This is a genomic window from Parabacteroides sp. AF17-3, from assembly GCF_003635445.1.
In the GTDB taxonomy this organism is placed as follows: Bacteria; Bacteroidota; Bacteroidia; order Bacteroidales; family Tannerellaceae; genus Parabacteroides; species Parabacteroides goldsteinii.
In genome coordinates, this window is sequence record NZ_QTMM01000005.1 from 343 (window position 1) to 19,184 (window position 18,842).

The 18,842-nt window shown below is 47.3% G+C and carries 13 protein-coding genes; 5 read left to right on the forward strand and 8 right to left on the reverse strand.

Going from position 1 to position 18,842, the window contains the following annotated elements; translation table 11 throughout:
- The first annotated feature begins 143 nt into the window (after nt 1-143).
- Both DWW91_RS07565 and DWW91_RS07570 read left to right on the forward strand, forming a co-directional pair.
- On the forward strand, nt 144-590 hold the full coding sequence (locus DWW91_RS07565) for a hypothetical protein (RefSeq protein ID WP_122327376.1): 447 nt from the start codon (nt 144-146) through the stop codon (nt 588-590).
- Between the two features lie 58 nt (nt 591-648).
- Entirely contained in the window at nt 649-1,056 is a 408-nt protein-coding gene (locus tag DWW91_RS07570) for an FKBP-type peptidyl-prolyl cis-trans isomerase (RefSeq protein WP_122327518.1), read from the forward strand.
- A gap of 58 nt (nt 1,057-1,114) precedes the next feature.
- On the opposite strand, the gene DWW91_RS07575 is transcribed toward DWW91_RS07570, so the two are convergent.
- The 8 genes from DWW91_RS07575 to DWW91_RS07610 form a co-directional block, all read right to left on the reverse strand.
- Nucleotides 1,115-3,400, reverse strand: a complete 2,286-nt coding sequence (locus DWW91_RS07575) for an NADP-dependent malic enzyme (RefSeq protein ID WP_010802942.1) — start codon at nt 3,398-3,400, stop codon at nt 1,115-1,117.
- A 130-nt stretch (nt 3,401-3,530) separates the two neighbouring features.
- Nucleotides 3,531-3,800 (reverse strand): hypothetical protein, encoded by a 270-nt coding sequence (locus DWW91_RS07580; protein ID WP_122327377.1) that lies wholly within the window; start codon nt 3,798-3,800, stop codon nt 3,531-3,533.
- A gap of 19 nt (nt 3,801-3,819) precedes the next feature.
- Nucleotides 3,820-5,544, reverse strand: a complete 1,725-nt coding sequence (locus tag DWW91_RS07585; protein ID WP_122327378.1) for an SWIM zinc finger family protein — start codon at nt 5,542-5,544, stop codon at nt 3,820-3,822.
- The gene (locus tag DWW91_RS07590; RefSeq protein ID WP_010802945.1) at nt 5,520-6,656 is read right to left on the reverse strand and encodes a VWA domain-containing protein; all 1,137 of its coding nucleotides are present in this window, start codon (nt 6,654-6,656) and stop codon (nt 5,520-5,522) included. Before DWW91_RS07590 ends, DWW91_RS07585 begins: the two co-directional genes overlap by 25 nt.
- Nucleotides 6,623-9,031 carry a DUF5682 family protein gene (locus tag DWW91_RS07595; RefSeq protein WP_122327379.1) on the reverse strand — a complete coding sequence of 803 codons (2,409 nt, stop codon included), beginning with the start codon at nt 9,029-9,031 and terminating at the stop codon, nt 6,623-6,625. Before DWW91_RS07595 ends, DWW91_RS07590 begins: the two co-directional genes overlap by 34 nt.
- A complete protein-coding gene (locus tag DWW91_RS07600; protein WP_122327380.1) occupies nt 8,992-10,104 on the reverse strand; it encodes an AAA family ATPase in 1,113 nt (370 codons plus the stop codon). Before DWW91_RS07600 ends, DWW91_RS07595 begins: the two co-directional genes overlap by 40 nt.
- A gap of 35 nt (nt 10,105-10,139) precedes the next feature.
- Nucleotides 10,140-12,065: a DUF4132 domain-containing protein gene (locus DWW91_RS07605; protein WP_122327381.1), complete on the reverse strand. Its 1,926-nt coding sequence runs from the start codon at nt 12,063-12,065 to the stop codon at nt 10,140-10,142.
- A 7-nt stretch (nt 12,066-12,072) separates the two neighbouring features.
- Entirely contained in the window at nt 12,073-15,309 is a 3,237-nt protein-coding gene (locus DWW91_RS07610; RefSeq protein WP_122327382.1) for a DUF4132 domain-containing protein, read from the reverse strand.
- 101 nt (nt 15,310-15,410) lie between these two features.
- Here DWW91_RS07610 and DWW91_RS07615 point away from each other — a divergent pair, with 101 nt between their 5' ends.
- The 3 genes from DWW91_RS07615 (at nt 15,411) to DWW91_RS07625 (ending at nt 18,815) form a co-directional block, all read left to right on the forward strand.
- Nucleotides 15,411-15,752, forward strand: coding sequence for a hypothetical protein (locus DWW91_RS07615; protein WP_229061238.1), 342 nt, complete (start codon nt 15,411-15,413; stop codon nt 15,750-15,752).
- A 232-nt stretch (nt 15,753-15,984) separates the two neighbouring features.
- Nucleotides 15,985-18,285 carry a TonB-dependent receptor gene (locus DWW91_RS07620; protein ID WP_046147212.1) on the forward strand — a complete coding sequence of 767 codons (2,301 nt, stop codon included), beginning with the start codon at nt 15,985-15,987 and terminating at the stop codon, nt 18,283-18,285.
- 101 nt (nt 18,286-18,386) lie between these two features.
- A complete protein-coding gene (locus DWW91_RS07625; RefSeq protein WP_007657113.1) occupies nt 18,387-18,815 on the forward strand; it encodes an HIT family protein in 429 nt (142 codons plus the stop codon).
- Nucleotides 18,816-18,842: the final 27 nt, after the last annotated feature.

Sequence of the window (18,842 nt, forward strand, 5' to 3'; positions counted from 1 at the left end):
AGATATTGAAAGCCTCCGGTCTCGATTTCGATCAGGCAATCCTCTACCGACGCAAAAAGTTCCTCCATCTGTCTTATCGCGAAGGGTTTAACCGCCGGCAGGTACTTTATAGATAAAAATGCATAAACAATTTTATTACCTTCATGAAATTCAGCCTATTCATTCTCATCATCTTATTTTTCGCAAATTGTTCGAGCCGCAAACACACCGCTTCCTTTTACCAGCAGACCGACAGCCTGCTGCAAACCAGCCGCCTGACAGTTCAAACGGCCCGAATCCCCGAAAGCCGTGCCGACCTTTCCATTCCGGTTGCAACCCTCAAAGAGTTGCCTGCCGGCGCCGCCTTTATCCAAAAAAGCGGACAGGCAACCGCTAAAATCCGTCTCCTGCATGATACGTTATTTGTCGCTGCTACCTGCGATAGTCTGCAGGAACTTGTCTATCAGTACGAAACAACAATTGAGCAGTTGAGCAAACAAACAACCCAAAAAGAAAAAAATAACCAACGGAATTGTAAATCCGGATATATAATTATTGGGTTTATTATTATTTGTGCTCTGTTATATATATTCAGAAAACGGTGGGGGTAAATTACAGGAGAATCATAAAGAATGACGTATCTTTGTCCCCTAATAACGAATGGCTAAAATGGCAAAGAACAGGAAAGAGGAATATAAAGAGCAAAATCTGCGGTATCTGGAAGAAATAGCTTCACAGGAAGGTGTAAGGAAACTGGCTGGCGGGATATTATATAAAGTAACGGAGCAGGGGAGCGGTACTGTTTCTCCCCGGTTGGATAACGTTGTTTCCGTTCATTATCGGGGGACTCTGATGAATGGGCGCGAATTTGATAATTCATACGAACGCAACTGCCCGGAGGCTTTCCGTCTGAACCAGGTTATCGAAGGATGGCAGATTGCACTTCAACAAATGCATGTGGGGGATAAATGGGTTATTTATATCCCTTATACAGTAGGATATGGAAACCGGGCTTCCGGTCCGATTCCTGCATTTTCAACGTTAATCTTTGAGGTGGAGTTGCTGGGGATTGCCTGAAGATTAGAGCAGTGCCATTTAGTGTATTTTGACACTGCTCTTATAAAGAATAAACTCCTTATTCTCCTTTTTCAATTTGCTCCTGTACGATTGCATCTACAACGGCGACGGTTGTCAGGTTGAGGATGTCGCGGGTAGAGCTTTCTACGTCGGTGAAGTGGATCGGTTTGTTCAATCCCATCTGGATCGGGCCGATGGTTTCTACGACACCCATTTCGAGCAACAGTTTGTAAGCACTGTTGGCCGAACTCAGGTTCGGGAATACCAATGTGTTTACATCTTTGCCTTTCAGCTTGTTGAACGGATACATATCGTCACGCAACTTCTTGTCTAATGCAAAGTTTACCTGCATTTCACCGTCTACGACGATTTCCGGGTGATTCTTGTGAAGGTATTCGATAGCGCCGTGCACTTTCAGCGGGCTTCCCTGCTTATCGGAACCGAAGTTTGAATAAGATACCATCGAGATAACCGGATCGTGCGCGAAGAACTTCACCGCATCATGCGTCAGGCGGGCAATGTCGATCAGGACTTCTGTGGATGGATGACGGTTAATCAGCGTATCTGCCATAAAGAAAGTACCCTTTTTGCAAGTTACAATGTTCATGGCACCGAAATGGTCGTATGTCGGACGGATACCGATGATCTCTTCCGCCAACTTTGTCACTTCCGAATAACGGCTGTAAACACCTGTGATAAATGCATCCGCATCGCCGGTTGCCACCATCATCATACCGAAAGCGTTCCGGCCGACCATCTTTTCGCGTGCTTCCGAGAAAGTAACGCCTTCGCGTGCTCTCTTTTCAGAAAGGATACGGGCGTAGCGGTCGCGGCGTTCTTCTTCGCGGTCGTGACGCAGGTTGACGATTTCGATACCTTCCAGGCTCAGGTTTTCTTCGGCAGCAATTTTTTCCAAACGTTCTTCGTTGCCTAACAGGATCGGATAACAGATTCCTTCAGCTTTGGCTTCTACGGCCGCTTTCAGCATGTTCACGTGGTTGGCTTCGGCAAATACCACACGTTTCGGATTTGCTTTTGCCATGTCGGTGAAGGAGCGGAGCAGTTTATTATCGTAGCCCATCATTTCACGCAAATGGTTGGCATAGCCTTCCCAGTCTGTGATTGTTTTGCGTGAGACACCCGACTCGATAGCTGCCTTGGCAACAGCAACCGATACTCGTGTCAACAACCGTGGGTCGAGCGCTTTCGGCAGGATATAATCGCGTCCGAAAGTCGTACGTTTCAGTTTATACGCTGCATTTACCACATCGGGAACCGGTTCTTTTGCCAGTTCGGCGATGGCATGTACGGCGGCCAGTTTCATCTCTTCGTTGATTGCTTTGGCATGTGTATCCAATGCTCCGCGGAAGATATACGGGAATCCTAAAACATTATTGATCTGATTCGGATAGTCCGAACGTCCTGTTGCGAAAATAATATCTTCGCGTGATGCCATTGCATCGGCGTATGAAATTTCCGGATTCGGATTAGCCAAAGCGAATACGATCGGGTTTTCGTTCATGGAACGCACCATCTCTTGTGTCAGCACATTGGCAACAGACAATCCCAGGAATACGTCTGTACCGACAACGGCTTCTTCCAGCGTCTTTATATCTCTTGTGGTAGCAAATTCTTTCTTCGATTCGTTCAAGTCGGTACGATGCGTAGAGATAACCCCTTTACTATCACACATGATGATGTTTTCCTTGCGGGCTCCCAGCATCACATACAGTTTCGTACAAGAGATGGAAGCGGCACCTGCACCGTTGACAACGATTTTTACATCTTCAATCTTCTTTCCGGCTATTTCAAGCGCATTGAGCAGACCGGCACCGGAGATGATTGCCGTACCATGCTGGTCGTCGTGCATCACCGGGATATCCAGTTCCGCTTTCAGTCGCTGTTCAATCTGGAAACATTCGGGCGCTTTGATATCTTCCAGGTTGATACCGCCGAAAGTAGGGGCGATTGCTTTTACGGTTTCGATGAACTTATCGGGATCTTTCTGGTCCACTTCGATATCGAATACATCGATTCCTGCGAAGATTTTAAACAGGAGGCCTTTGCCTTCCATAACCGGTTTGCCGGCAAGCGCTCCGATATTACCCAGTCCCAAAACAGCAGTACCGTTGGAGATAACGGCTACCAGATTACCTTTTGATGTATATTTATAGGCATCAAGCGGTTCTTTCTCTATTTCCAGGCAAGGCTCTGCCACACCGGGAGAATAGGCCAATGATAAATCTGTTTGTGTACTATAGGGTTTTGTTGGAATTACTTCGATCTTTCCGGGTTTGCCTTCGGAATGATACCGAAGTGCTTCCTCTTTTGTTATCTTTGCCATAGACTTATGATATTAGTAGATTTTGTGTACGTTTTAAAATCGCCCACAAAAGTAACAAATTATTAGATATATAGTATGATATGCTTACAATTAGTTGGAAATATTTTGAATAAAACCTTTGATGTCAAAATTAATTGTTAACTAAATTCTTTTCATAAAACTCCAGTGCGCATAGATTGGCGGCGACGGTTTCCAGGGTTGTTTGTCCGGCTTGCCAGGCATAGACTGAATCGATAAAACGGTCTGTTAAATGGATGGCTTCAGACATATTTAATTCATTCATCCAGTGTTTGAGGTCTTCCAGCTTTTGGAGGGTGACCGGTTGTATGTTGCGCAAGCCGGAGAAGGCAATGTCGGAAAGCTGGAGTTCCAGTTCGGCAAGGAGATTCTTTATGATCATTGTGTTCGCTTTTAAAAAGTTAGAAGTAGAAGTTATCAATCTCTGAAGCGGTGATAATACTGATTGGAATCAGTGTGTCCGGTCGTTTCTGGCAGACCATGTAACGCTGTTTCTTTTCTGTATAGGGTTGTCCCAGTTGTTCCAGTTTGCGGATGGCATTACGGTTCAGTTCGCTGTATGCCAGAGAACCTTCCGTCTCTGTCTGACCGTCAGTCATGGTGAAATAGAGTTTCTGTTCGGAGGAGCTGAACCGTATCTCTGAAAGATGAGTGAAAGGGACTAAAGCCAGTTGTTCGGGTTGTTTTTTCCGGAAATAATCGTAGTATTGGTCCGGACGTATGGATAAATCGGATAACTCCGGAACCGTAAGTAATGTATTCAGATGACCGATTGTTACTTTATCTGCTATCTCACATTGTGTTTGTGAGGACGATGAGAGGCGGTTTTGCCTGTTCAGCTTGAAGTTGCGCAATGTAAGGGTGGATATCGATAATCGGGCCAGTGATGCGCTGTTCCCCCAAAAGCTTTGCATCTCGAGTTGTTTCCTCAGGTTTTCCGGTGTAACGAGTGACTGGGTATGTTCATAATAATCAGCCATGCTCGATGTCAGCGTGCAGATACTCTCTTTCTCCTGATAGAAGAAATAAGCCGTAATTCCGAAATAACCCGAACGGGTTTGCCAGGGATAAGCGCCCAGTCCGGTGAAATGGCCGATAGGGGTGGTATAATAATCCGAGCGTGTCCCTTCAATCAGTTTGCCGAGCATCTCGTTGTTTTGTGTATTCCGTAAGAGTAAGGTAAGCGTGTTATACAACCGGGAGAGCGTGGCAAAAGTTGTCAGAGGCTGAAAACCCACATGTTTGGCAAGCATATTTTCGATATCGGAGGAGAGCGAACGGAATAAGCGGGCCAGATTTCCGATTCCGCAGGTTTCCAGGCGGATGGAATACTGGATGGCTGTTTCCGCCTCGTTTTCCCCGCAACTGATCAGGCCTTTTTCCAATATGCCGAGGATGAAGCGGGAAGCTCCCTGTAAGACTTTTACCGTATCCTCCGTCAGTAGGGAGAGTTCCGGCTGGTTGCCGGCGGAGTCGGACGATAGTATTCCCTGCCGGCTCAGGTATGACAGGATGGCTATCAGTTTATGTTTGCACAATCCGTTTTCTCCGCATTTGCAGACGGAACGGTTCAGGCTGTCTTCTTTGGGAAAATAGACCGTGATGTTTTCGGTGTTGATAGTGGCTTCCAGCATATCGCCTTCCGTGAAGTCGGCCGTCCAGCCATCCTGGATAAGACGGAGGGTGTCTTCGAACAATTTCTTGCCGGCCTGTTTGCGAAGTTGCGTAAGGTCTGCATTTATCAATTTCTCCCAGGGGGCGGAAGATGGCAGCTCCGGAGACGTTTCCGGCACGGCGTCTTTATCGTCTTCTGCGGTTGCAGCATAACCGGCTGCGGCAAGTATTCCCATCAGGATATGCTTGCAGACAGTTTTGGAAGGACAGCTGCATGTGCTTTGGGATACATTGGGGGCGAGGCAGACGGTGATGTCGTCCAGTTGGACCTGTAGATGGCTGCCTGTAACCGTCAGGGCGATTTGTCCGGTCGTTTCCAGGTCTTTCAGGGCACGTTTATATAGACCTTTGTTTGCCAGCGTAACCAGGAAGGCTTCGTTGGCAAAAGGGACGAACTGTCCGGCGGAAGCGTGGCATCCGTCTCCGTTTATGATATAATCTTTCCTATCCATTCTGCTAACTCTTCAGGGGTTATTGCGGCTACATCGGCACCCATGCCGGCAATGGTCCGTGCGGCACGGACATCATAACAGGGGGCACCGGAGTAGTCGAGTGCCGGCAATACGAACAACTTACTTCCTGCTTCGATGATGTCGCGGCAGGAGCGGAACATATAACTATAGTTGTTCCCGTCGTAAAGGTCGCTTACCAGTACTACTATTGTTTTTTGTGGCGCGGAGATTAGTTTCTTTCCATATTCCAGCGCTTTATGTATATCCGTTCCGCCACCCAGCTGTACTTTCATCAGGATACCGACCGGATCGTCGAGATGTTCGCTCAAATCGACGACCGATGTGTCGAATATCGCCAGCTTGACCGAAAGAAACGGCATTTTGGCAAAGATGGAGGCCATGACAGCCGTATAGATTACCGAATCGAGCATGCTGCCGCTCTCATCTACCAGGATGACGATATGCCAGGGATTGTAACGACGTATGTTCTGGTTGAAATACAGGCGGTCGGGGATAATTGTCCCGTGTTCGCGGCTGTAGTTTTTCAGATTCTTTTCGATGGTCTGCTTGAAATCGAAGTTCCGGAATATTTTGTAGCTGGAATTGGTATGCGGAAGTTTCTTTCCGTAGAAGGCTTTGCGTACATTTATTTCCAGCTTCTTTTGAATCTCTTTTATGACCTGTTCCACGATTGAATAAGCCAGCTTTCTGACATGTTCCGGCATCATGTTGCGGAACGTCAGGATATTTTTCAGCAGTCCGATATTCGGTTCGAGTTGGCTCAGGACAGATTCGTCGGTCAGCAGTTGGGTAAGGTTATATTTATCCAAAGCCTGTTTCTGCATGATTTCGACGGTCTTTCTGGGGAACAGCTTCTTTACTTTTTTCAGCCATCCGGGGACGGTCAGCATGGAGCCGCCACGGCCTCCCCGGTTGGGGAAGTCGTTCCGTATTCCCTGTTCATCGGTATATTCGCGGTTGTATAGGAAATAAAGCGTACCGTCCAGTTCTGCGTTCTCCGGGTCGAGGGGCAGGCTGTTTTCGGCAAAGTCTCCCAATATAAGCCGCCAGCGGTTGACTATTTCGTGCTTGTCCATTCGATGATTCTCCATGTTTTTAGTGCTTCTGCCGCCAGTTTATCCAGGCGCATAGCTTCGGTGATTTCCTGTTGTGAAACAGTGATACTTCCTGTTAAGCGGGTTTCCGCTATCTGATGATATTCTGCAACCTGTTGTCCCAGGCGGTTGACTTCTGCCGGGAGAAAGCCGGTGAAGGCATAACGCAGGTTGGGCAGAATAGTCAGGAAAGTCTCCTGGTCGGCATTGGCGATAACCCGGTCTATCGCTTCCAGAATATGCGGGTCGGTAAATAACACATCGCGGGCAATCAGAAACAGGCCGCAGATAAAGGAGGCCGCCTGCTCAGGATGCGTGATGCTGCTTTCGAGGTAGGCGGCTATCTGCCGGCAGAAAACAGCCTGTCCGGTTTGTCCTTCTTTATAATGTATAGCAAGGCAGAGGCCGAAGAGGCGGCTGTTGCTGAAACTATCGTTCAATATTTTCTCTACGGCAGACAGGAAAGCGGCGGTATCGAACCAGTCTTTCGTATCCATGGTGAAACTGTAGAGGTTGCGCATCTGTTCACATATTTCCTGTTCTTCTTCCGTTGTGCTTTTCAGTGACGGAATCAGTACGACTGCTCCATTGAACGCGGTTCGTGCCAATCCGGCAATGACCGGCTGGATAGTTCCGTCCATCAATTGCTGCATATTGGCGAGGTATAACAGGCTGTTGATAAGTTTGCAGAGGCTGATAAAATTCCCTTCGCTTTCCACTACCAGCCGGACAGTGTCTTCATACCGGGTATAAAAGCCTTCTATCCCCATCACCTGAACGGAAATGAGCAGTTTGCCCAGCTCTTCTGCCGTCATGCTGTCTTTAAAATTCTTTTCGATAAGCGAGTTGCAAACCTGAGATAGTGTCGCCCCGTAGACGGACAGGTCAATCAAACGGGTTTCAACGCCTGTGCCGTAACGGCATATCCATTGTTCCCGTACCAGGTTTTTGTTCTTCTGGTTCACATAATCGGGACCAGACTGAAGGGTGGCGAAACCTGTCTCTAAAAACTCCATCTGGTGAAGGAAACGGCTTTTCCTGTAATGGGCCGGATTCTTAATGATGTCGAGCGTTACTTCCTGCCGTTCGATAGTCGATGTCTTTAACCGGTGAAGCGAACATAAGGAACGAAACTCACGGACCACAGGCGGAATGCAATCGTTGGCCGCAATCTTTCCGGCACCCATCCCGGAGAGAAGACGATACAGGAAATCCACTTCGAAAGTCGAAGTCGCATTCAGGTCGCCTTTCACAAAACAACTTCGTACACCATCCAGCAATTCATATACGCCGGCACTCTGTTTGCCTCTCAATATAGCCAGCGAACGTGCCATATTCAAGGCATTAATCTCATCGGGCAGGGAGATTATCTGTGTTTTACGGGCATAACGGGCCGTCTTTATAATATATTCGAGAACGGTCGAAGCAAACGGGTCTTTCTTTTGTTTTTCCATCTTTTCCCAGACTTCCTGGTAGAAAGCGGGGAAGGGCATACCGGCGGCGTAACCGCTTTTACTGTCGGCTTCCTTAAATGTGTAAGGCATCAGATAAGAAGCGACGTGCTCCGGGTTGCCTGATTTCAGCGATTGTTTCCGGTCTGATTGCAACTCATCCATTAAGCCGGCGATATGGAAAGCGCCTGCCACTACCAGTATTTTCTGATGGTTGGGGATTGCTTCCCGTATTTCTGCTGCCATATAAGTTTCCCGTTGCCGGTCTTCTTTCAGGGACATTTCGTTGCCGGGTGTTGCCAGCCGCATGAAATAACCGAGATGAAAAACATTGCGCACGAAGTCGTGTGTTTTCATTTTTCCGGCATCCAGTTCGAAGCGGCTTTCCCAAAATTCCGAAAAGCTGCGGCATCCGGCTTTGCGGGCAATCATGGCTGTATAGGTATTTACTTCGTATTCCTTATTCTCATTATAATAGAACTGTGTCTGCGGCTCTTCCTCTATTTTATTTATCAGTCGAAGTGCATAGGGCAGGTCTATAAAACGGGTCGGTATGTTGCGACGTGCCCCTTCACGGATAGCGACCAGCTCCGGCGAATAAGAGAGGAATGGATAGTAAGCGCGATACTTCTCTTTTTCTTCACTTACTTTTCCCTCCTTGTCATCGTAACTGTAATAGATGCAAAAAGGCGGAACCGATTGTCCGTCGGCTATGTAAGGCAATAGTTGTGCCGAATCCGAAGGCCCTTCTATCAGGATCAGTTCCGGACGGAAACTGTTGATTGTACGTTGCAGATGCAGCGCACAGACAGGGGAGTGGTGACGTACCGGAAAGTACACCACCTGTCCGTCCATATTGAAACTGGTTGCGAAGAGGTGCTCTATTTCAGCCAGGTCCGGTTGTCGTAATATTCCTTCCATTTTCCTCCTTGTCTTTCGGCTTTCAGCCGGACTACGCCGTTAAAGTAATCTTTCAGTTTGGGCAAATCGTCTTTGTTTTCTTTCATGACGGCACCCAACAGGTTTTGTACCAGGGAACGCATGCTTACGCTTCCGTCTCCGTAATAATATCCGTCCAGGGCGGATTGGTAATAAACGGATACGGCCTCGGCTGTACTCATTACGCCCGACATCTTCTGTATCTTGGCTTTCTCGAAGGAGGTTCCGTTGCGTAGTTCGTTGAAGGTGGAGGCCAGAATGTCGACAACCTCTTCCTGCACCGGCATTTCCAAGCCGTTGGCAGCCAGCATTCCCTGGCATTGGTCGGTGATGATGCGGCTTTCCAATGCTACGCTGCGTATCGGTTCGACTGTCTCGAAGTTGAAACGGCGTTTCAGGGCACTACTCATTTCGTTAATCCCTTTGTCGCGGGTATTGGCGGTTGCTATCACATTGAATCCGGATGAGGCGAAGAGCAACCCTTCTTCTCCCAGTTCGGGTATATTCAGTACCCGGTCGCTCATAATACTGATCAGGCTGTCCTGTATTTCCAGCGGGCAGCGGGTAATCTCTTCGAAGCGTGTGATGATTCCCCGTTTCATGCCGATATAGACGGGAGAGGGGACAAGGGCTTCCTTGACCGGTCCTTTGGCAAGCAAAAGGGCATAGTTCCAGGAATATTTGATATTGTCTTCGCTGGTTCCTGCCGTACCTTGTACTGTATTGGTACTGATGCCGCAGATAGCGGCAGAAAGCAGTTCGCTTAACATGGTCTTTGCCGTGCCCGGTTCGCCAACCAGCATTAATCCCCGGTTACCGGCCAGGGTGATAATGGCACGTTCAACCAGGGCGTCGTCGCCGAAGAACTTCGGGGTGATGGTGACCAGCCGTCCGTCCAGTTCTATCGGTTCGCTTTGACCGAGGATAAAGGCACGGACTGCACGGGGAGAGAGTTGCCAGTTTGTCGGCTTGGCTCCTGTATCTTGTTTGCGGAGTGCGGCAAGCTCGTCGGCATAGCGCATCTCCATCAATGGTTTCTGAATTTTGTTATCCATATAATATATGTAAGTGCTGTATTTGTTTTATTCGATTATTCATTCAGCGGAAAGGCACGATTCAGTATATCCAGCAGAGTGCTGATAAAGCGTTCGGGGATAGACGATAACGGTAGCCTTTCCTCTTTGGGCAACTGTATGGTGTTTATATCTTCCCCTTCTTCCACGGATGAGAAGTATAACTCTTTCAGGAAACAATCACTTTCTTCGTAAACAAACGAAAGCTGTGCCACCACATTGAGAGACCGGTCTATGATATGAAGCGTGTTGTTTTCTATCCGGGTGGTTATATCTGCCGTTTCAAACTCGTAAATGTTGCTGAGATAGACTTTTTTCCCTGAATAACGAAGAAGGGTATCTCCCTGTTTTTCCGTTTCGGTCAGACGATGGACCGGTGCGCTCAGTTGGGGAATGAAAGGAATAAGCTCGTAATCGTCCAGTTGCTCTTTCCAGCCAGCCAGCGTTTCATCGGGCAAGTCAATCGGATGCACGAGGGAAATGACTACGTTGTCCGGGAGAAGGAATTCTTTTTCGTTGGCAGTTGTGAACGTGCCGTCTTCCAGGTAACGGAAAGAATCCTGGAGTTTCCCTTCCTTATAAACGCCCCAGATAAGTCCGGTTGCTATATACCGCATGACCGGATTCTCTATAAAGGTTGCCAGCCAGGCCTCTTTGGGCCAGGTCCGTCCGTTCTTGAGCGACTGTTCCAGCCGTTTTTTCTGAATATTGGTCTGTGTCTTAACCCGTTTCTTCAGGCTGGCCTGTTCGGCTCTGGCATTTTCAGCTTTCTCCCGATCATCGCTCTTCAAAGGGGCGGGAAGTGACTTGCTTACTTTCTGCTTATCAAGATCAAGTACGGATATGCTGAAGTCGGGCATCAAAGTTACCCGGAAAGTACGTGTGCCATAATCCACCCTCTTTTCTCCCTGGCGGTTAAAACCGAAGTCGGGGATGATTTGGTCGGCGAGTTCTTCTATCGACAGGCCTTTCCGGATGGCGGCTTGCCGGAATGCTTCCCAGGCAGCACGTTTGTACATGCCGTTGGGAGCAGTCTCCATCCAGTCGTTGAGTATGATAAGCGCGTTAGGACTAGCCTTTAATCCCAGCAACTTCATCGTGAGGCCGACAAGTTGTTTGCGGGAGGCTTTCGACCATGACTTTATCAGGGGGGCTAATTGGGCTATCTGCCATTCTGCCCCGTAGAAACAATAAGGAAGCAGAAGCATCCTCCTGTTGGCCTCCGCACTGTCTGCCAGCCAATACCGGAACAGTTCTTCTAGGGCCGCCTGCCATTCTTTTTCATCGACGAAAGGGATAATCGCATCACAGGCATGCAGCCGGGTGATTTGGGTGAGTGCCATATGTTCGCTTAATACATAGCGAAGCACATGGCGCGGCACAAACTCGTCTACATCGGTTTCGTTTGCCCAATGGATTCTCGTATAAGGCTTCTGTGGTAACCAGGCTATTTGTTGCGTGCAATAGAGCTCGATATGTTTGCTGCAATAGTCGATAACAGCCTGTTTGTTTCTGAATTTGATTTTACTGGCTGAGGCATGTGCGTTGTCCCAGTATTTGAATAACTGCCGGGTCCAGTTCTGCGAATCCTCGTCCAGTTCCAGATATAGCTGTTCCAGTAAATTACGGGTTTTCTTCTCCTTGTCGAGGATGATCTTTTCGATGTTTCTGCGGATTAGTTTGGAGTTTTCCTTCAGTAATCCCAGTAACTGCTCATAGTCTTTCAAGCTGCAATCGGAAAACAGCTTATTCAACCAGATCAGTCTCTTTTTCAATGCGACATCACTATATAAATAATCGTATGCTGCCTGTTTGTTCTTACGGATTATGTCGTCGAGCGGCATCTCCTGAAATGTTTTCAGAACCTGCCAGTCGGATGCTGTATATGCTTCGCAATAGCTGTCGAATAATGCTGCTAAATCCGGTTGTTGCTTTCTCTTCATATCCTTTTTATTCTTCTTTCAATACATCAAAAATACCCAATACACTGCTCTGGAAGCGGGTCGGAACACTTTCGGGCGAGAGGATTGCGTTGTTTTTCGGTTCGTCGTCGGTCGTCTGGTCTTCTCCCAGGCGGTAGAGGATGACATCTCCGAGTGTCACGTCGTCATTATATTCCTGCCCCATGTACATATATTCGAAGTTCAGCAGGGCGGCCATATTCAGGAACTTGTCTACCAGATGATAACAAGTGTAGCTGCCGGCATCCCATACCTCTCCGCGAACCATGTTGTGTTTCTTTGCCATGCCGCTTATCTTTCCTGACTTGACGGTCAGGCCGTTGTAACGGGTTATCTTATTTCCGTCCGTCTCCTTTTCTCCTAAAACAATTAGGGGAGCGGTTAGTTGCGGGATGGGCTGCACAATTTCATAATCATCCAGTTGCTCCTTCCAGCCTGCAAGGGATTCTTCCTCCAGCTCGATGGGATGGACGAGGGTGATGGTGGCCTTTTCGGGCAGCGTATATTCCTCTTCATCTACCGTATTGAATGTGCCGTCTTCCATATAACGGAACGTTCCGGTCAGTTTGTCTCCGTCATACACACCCCATATCAGGGCGGTTGCAAAACGATGCATAATCGGGTTCTCTACAAAGAGGGTGTTCCAGGAGCCGGCTGTCCAGCGGCGTCCGTTCATCAGTACCTTTTCCAAACGGTTGGTTTGTGACTGTACGGTGGCCTTGATTTGTTTTTTCAGTTCGGAGAATTCCTTTTTGGCGGCCGTCGCTTTCACTGCGTCGTCATTGGCTCCGGGAGCAGGCATCGACTTGATGGCTTTCTGTTTTTCGTTGTCGAAGATAGAAAGTGAGAAGTCGGGCATCAAGGTTATTGTGAAGTTTCGCGGACCGTAATCGAGAATCTTTTCTCCTTCCTTATTGAAGCCCAGGGTGGGGACAATCTTGTCGGAGAGTTCATCCTCCGGTATTTCCAATGCTTTGGCTGCAAAAGAGAAGGCTGCCTTGGCGGCATTTTTGACCTGATTATTGGGGAACTTGACAGAGATGCCGTCTATCATGACCAGTGCAACGCTTCCTCCGTTCATGGCGATGGCGTTGACCACAAAGGCGGCGATAGCACCACGTGAAGCTTCGGCCCAGTCTTTCAACTGCGTTTTGAGGCGGAGTATCTGTGTGTCGGAACCGTAGATGCAATACGGGACCATAATCATTTTCTTTTTGGCTTCGGCTCCGTTCTCTTTCCAGAACAGATAAATGTTCTCCATCATTTGCTGGAAGTCCGGAGTATGCAACTGCTCCGTTATTTTATCGCAAGCCTTTATTTTGTAGGCTTCTTCCAGACAGAGATATTCGGAGAGGATATAACGGGTGACGATGGCGGGCGCTTTTTCGGTCATGTCGGCAAAGCGTACGTCGGTGAACATGTCTTCGGGTATCCAGGCAATGAATTTCTGATTGTCCTTGTCGAAGTTGTCGGTGCAGTATTCGACGACGCTTTCTTTGGTAAAGGTAAAGTCTGCACCGAATTTCCGTTCGTTGTCCCAGCGTTTGATGATTCGTTTACCGGCTGCCAGGGCATCTCCTTTCAGTTTGGATAATCCCGATTCCAGCAACGGACGGGTTGCTTCTTCATGGAGGTTAATCAACTCTTCGGCAGTCTTGCGGAGTATCTTCGATTTGTTGGATAATAACCCGAGCAACGGTTGGACGTCCGTTATTTTACAGGTTCCGTAAATCATGTCGAGCCAGTTCTGTGTCTCTTCGATCGAGAGGTCGCCGCTGTTTAGCAAGTCCAGTGCCAGAGACTGGTGGCTGATAATATCTTCTTTATCCAGAACGTCCTGCATCCGGTTCGGGTTATAGGCATAGGCTTTGAAGGCTTCGGCATAGGTGAACCGGCTGGTGGTGTCGAGTAATAGCCGAAGGCTTTCCTTTGGAGAACTGTTCAGCCATTTCTTACGTGTTTCAAGGAATATGTATGTAAGATATACCGGATTATTTATTGCGGCACTGGTACGGACCTGAATCAGCAGCACGTTGATGAACCGCCGGGCCAGTTCCGACTCACAGTATAGAAGAGCCAGGGCACCGATCAATAAAGCCGGAGCGTTTTTCCCGTATCCCCAGCCGAAGTTGCCGCAATTCTTCAGACGATTCTCCCAGGCAACCTGCGGTGTCGAATCGTCCGTCAGGGCTGAAATAAAATTATCGGTGTTACCTAAGTTTTCTCCCAGCAGGTTAAGCATGCAACGGGCTTGTAATTCTGTACTTTCTGCCAGTTCTTCCGTGCCTTCTCCATGTTCGAGCAGGATTGACAAAAGGTAAAGGCTGTAGGCGGCCTGTTGGATGGGAGTTGTCTTTGCCAGCATCCGGTAGACTTCCATGAACAGTTCTTTATCTTCTTTATATAAGGTATGGAACATGGATGCCTTGTCGGCATCATTATCTTCTGTCAGAATCAAATAATAATAAATGCCTAAAGGAGCCCCGATCGATTGCAGGAATGCCAGCATCTTATGCGGATTGAGATGGAAGAACAAGGCCCGTGCCGATATAGTCTCTTTGAGCAGTTGGAGTAAACGCTCTTTTAGTTCGGGAGCGAACTTATAGCAGAAATACAGGATGAATGTGAAACTCGGACCGGAATATCCGTAAGCCAAAGCAGTCAGTACCGGCAGATAGCGGGCATATTTATCCGCATCCTGTTCCAGCAACAGGATGGCCAGGTATAAAGCCAGGTATAATTCATGGGTGTTGTTTCGCTGTTCTTCCAGTTCCTTTAATTTATCGGAAAGAAGCAGGTCGGCAAATGCTTCCGATTCGGACGGGCAATATTTCAGTAATATCTGTGCTGTTTCATATAACTCCGGACCTTGTGTTTTGTGACGGGTTACCGACTCTTTAATCAGGTTTCTGAAATCATGGCCGTAACCGATGAGCAGGCAAATCTCCAGATCATCTTTCATCCCCCATTTATGGATAGGTCCGTCGCGACGTATTTTCGAGAGGATAACCAGCATGCGGCGTGCCAGCTCCGCATTGTCCCCGTTTAATTCGTGTATAATCCAGGCGTCATAATCAACATATATCTTTGGGCCCGACATCACCGTTTCGGGAATCTGGTCGGTTTTCTCGTCCAGATATTCATATACTTTCGGGGTGAAAGTGCATTTGTAGTATCCTTGCTCATAGATTCTAGTCCATTGTTCGAGCATTTGTTCTTTTGTCATGGTGTCGTTTTAAAGTTTGCTTTGATTGAATATATAAGCAAATGTATAAAAAATATTTTGTAATTTTGCACCTTCCAAACAATAAGGGCGTGAGACAAACGATGAGAAAATATCTGAAATGGCTGCTGCCGGTGATTTTTATCGCCTACTATAGCTGTATCACGTTATTTATCCATGTCCATATCGAACATGGCACGACGATTGTCCATTCTCACCCTTTCGGAAAGATGAACGGCGGTCCCTGCCATCATCATGCTTCCCTTTCCGAAATACAGCTATTCCATATACTGACGACTCTTAGTGTGGAAGATGGGGCTGTTCATGCGTTACATCTGAATTTTAATGCACAGCAAGTCGCTGAAATAGTAGAATATCCGGTCTATCCGGATTATAAACTCCCAGACAAAGGGCTGCTTAGCCTTCGTGCCCCTCCTGTTTTCTGATAAAGAATAGTAAGACTTTTATTGATAAGGATAGGTGTTTCTACTATAAACATACCGTCCTTCTAATCTTTTGACCCTGGTCGAATACATTTTTGACCTAGGTGAAACATGTAGTTGACCCAGGTGAAATATGTATTCGACCCAGGTCAAAAGTATAAAACATCGGAGGCTTTGAATTAGAAAGTGCCGTGTTTTACATTATAACATTACCTATTTATCAGAACAAATCGCAATGAATAAGATAATTACGCTTATACTATGCCTATGCTGTGTCTTTACAACAGCATGGGCGGATGATGCTCCGGCCCTGAATCCGTCGGATGCCAATATCGTAGGACATATACTGGACAAGAAAACGGGTGAGCATCTTTCTTTTATTAATGTATTTCTGAAAGGAACGACAATCGGTACATCGACCGATGCCACCGGTCATTATTACCTGAAGAACCTGCCGGAAGGCAAATATACCCTGGTGATGAAAACGCTGGGCTTTAAGACAGTAGAGAAACCTATCACCTTGAAGAAAGGAAAAACGCTGGAAATCAATTTTGAGGCGGAGGAAGACCTGGTGTCGTTGGATGGGGTTGTCGTATCGGCAAACCGTAATGAGACAACCCGCCGCCTGGCTCCTTCGTTGGTGAATGTGCTCGATTCAAAAACATTTGAGACGACACATGCTACTTCTTTAGCGGACGGTTTGAACTTCCAGCCTGGTGTGCGTGTGGAAAACAATTGCCAGAATTGTGGGTTCCAGCAGGTGCGTATCAACGGACTTGAGGGTCCTTATACGCAGATATTGGTTGACAGCCGTCCGATATTCAGTGCTCTGACGGGTGTGTACGGTTTGGAACAGATTCCGGCCAATATGATCGAACGTGTGGAGATTATGCGTGGGGGAGGTTCCGCCTTGTTCGGTTCTTCCGCTATTGCCGGTACGATTAATATCATTACCAAAGAACCGTTGCGAAATTCGGCACAGATTTCTCACTCACTGACGATGATTGGCGGCGACCGTCCCGATAATAACACAACGATAAATGCTTCGCTGGTGACGGACGACCATAAAGCCGGTATCTATATGTTCGGACAGAACCGTTATCGCGGAGCTTACGACCATGACGGTGACGGATATACCGAACTGGGCAAACTGAATGCCCGCACGCTCGGTTTCCGTTCTTACCTGAAAACAAGCATGTATTCGAAGCTGACTTTCGAGTATCATAATATCAATGAATACCGTCGTGGCGGTAACTTGTTGGATTTGCCTCCCCACGAAGCCGATATTGCCGAGCAGACCGAACATAACATCAATGGCGGTGGCTTGAAATTCGATTTGTTTTCAAAGGATTATAAGCATCGTCTGAATGTGTATACTTCTGCCCAGCATACAAAAAGAAACAGTTATTATGGCGCAGACAAGAACCCGAATGCTTATGGCAGCACAACGGATATGACCTTTGTCGGAGGAGCGCAGTATTCCTATGAATGGGATAAATGTCTTTTCATGCCTGCCGAGTTTACGGGAGGTGCCGAATATAACTATGACGATTTGCAGGATAAGATGTTAGGCTATCACCGCACGATCGAGCAGACTGTACATATCGGTAGCGTTTTCCTGCAAAACGAATGGAAGAATGAGAAATGGAGTTTCCTGATCGGTGCACGGATGGACAAGCATAATTTGATAGACCATGCGATATTCAGTCCGCGTGCCAATGTGCGTTTTAATCCGACCAGCGATATAAATCTGCGTCTGTCTTATTCGAGTGGTTTCCGTGCTCCTCAGGCTTTTGACGAGGATTTGCATATTACGGCAGTCGGCGGCGATGTGGCGATCATCCAGATATCTCCGGACCTGAAAGAAGAGAACTCGCAAAGTATCAGTGCCTCTGCCGACTTTTACCGTCGTTTCGGTCCGGTACAGACTAATTTCCTGGTAGAAGGTTTTTACACAGACCTGCGTAATGTCTTCATCCTTGAAGAGATAGGGCGCGACAATGATAATAACTTGTTGATGGAACGTCGTAATGGGAAAGGTGCTCGTGTGATGGGAATAAACCTGGAGGCAAAAGCCGTCTATTCATGGATGCAGATTCAGGCAGGCGCAACTATCCAGCGCAGCCGTTACAAAGAACCGGAGAGCTGGAGTGAGAATGAGAATCTGGCACCTCAGAAAAAGATGTTCCGTTCGCCGGATGTATATGGTTATTTCACTTCTTCATTTACCCCGGTGAAGCGGTTGACGGCTTCGTTGACCGGTACTTATACCGGTAGCATGCTGGTTCAGCACCTGGCCGGTTATATCCCGGAAGACAGGGAGGAGAAAACGAAGGACTTCTTCGACCTGAATGTAAAGGTGGCGTATGATTTTCCTCTTTATAAATCTGTTACTTTGCAGGTAAATGCAGGTGTTCAGAATATCTTTAATTCTTATCAGGATGATTTTGATAAATATGAGAAACGGGATGCCGGCTATATTTATGGTCCGGGTATTCCCCGCAGTTATTTCATAGGTTGTAAGATCAGTTACTAAGATGCTGATTTAAAATATTCGGAAAGGCCCGGTAAAAGTTTCTTGTTTTTACCGGGCTTTATGTTTACTTTAGCGCCCATTATAAATAAATCTGATATAACATGAATTTAAGTGATCCCAAAGATTGTTTGTATTGCACGAACAATCAGACTTTAGATGATTTGATGATCGAAATAGCTCCTTTATCAGTCTCCCGGCTTTTTCTTTTCAAGGAACAGACTTATTATGGCCGTTGCCTGGTTGCCTATAAAGAGCATGTGCACGATTTGAATATGCTGAGCGATGACGAACGGAATGCATTTATGGCAGATGTCGTAAAAGTAACCCGTGCCATGCAGAAAGTATTCAATCCGCAAAAGATAAATTACGGTGCTTATTCCGATAAGCTGTCGCATCTGCATTTTCATCTGGCCCCTAAATATGAAGATGGTCCCGATTTCGGAGGAACATTCACAATGAATCCGCAGAAAGTTTATCTGTCGGAACAGGAGTACAAGGAGATGGTGGAGAAGATAAGAGAGGCCTTGTAAGGCTATATAAGATAAAAAAGGAAGCGA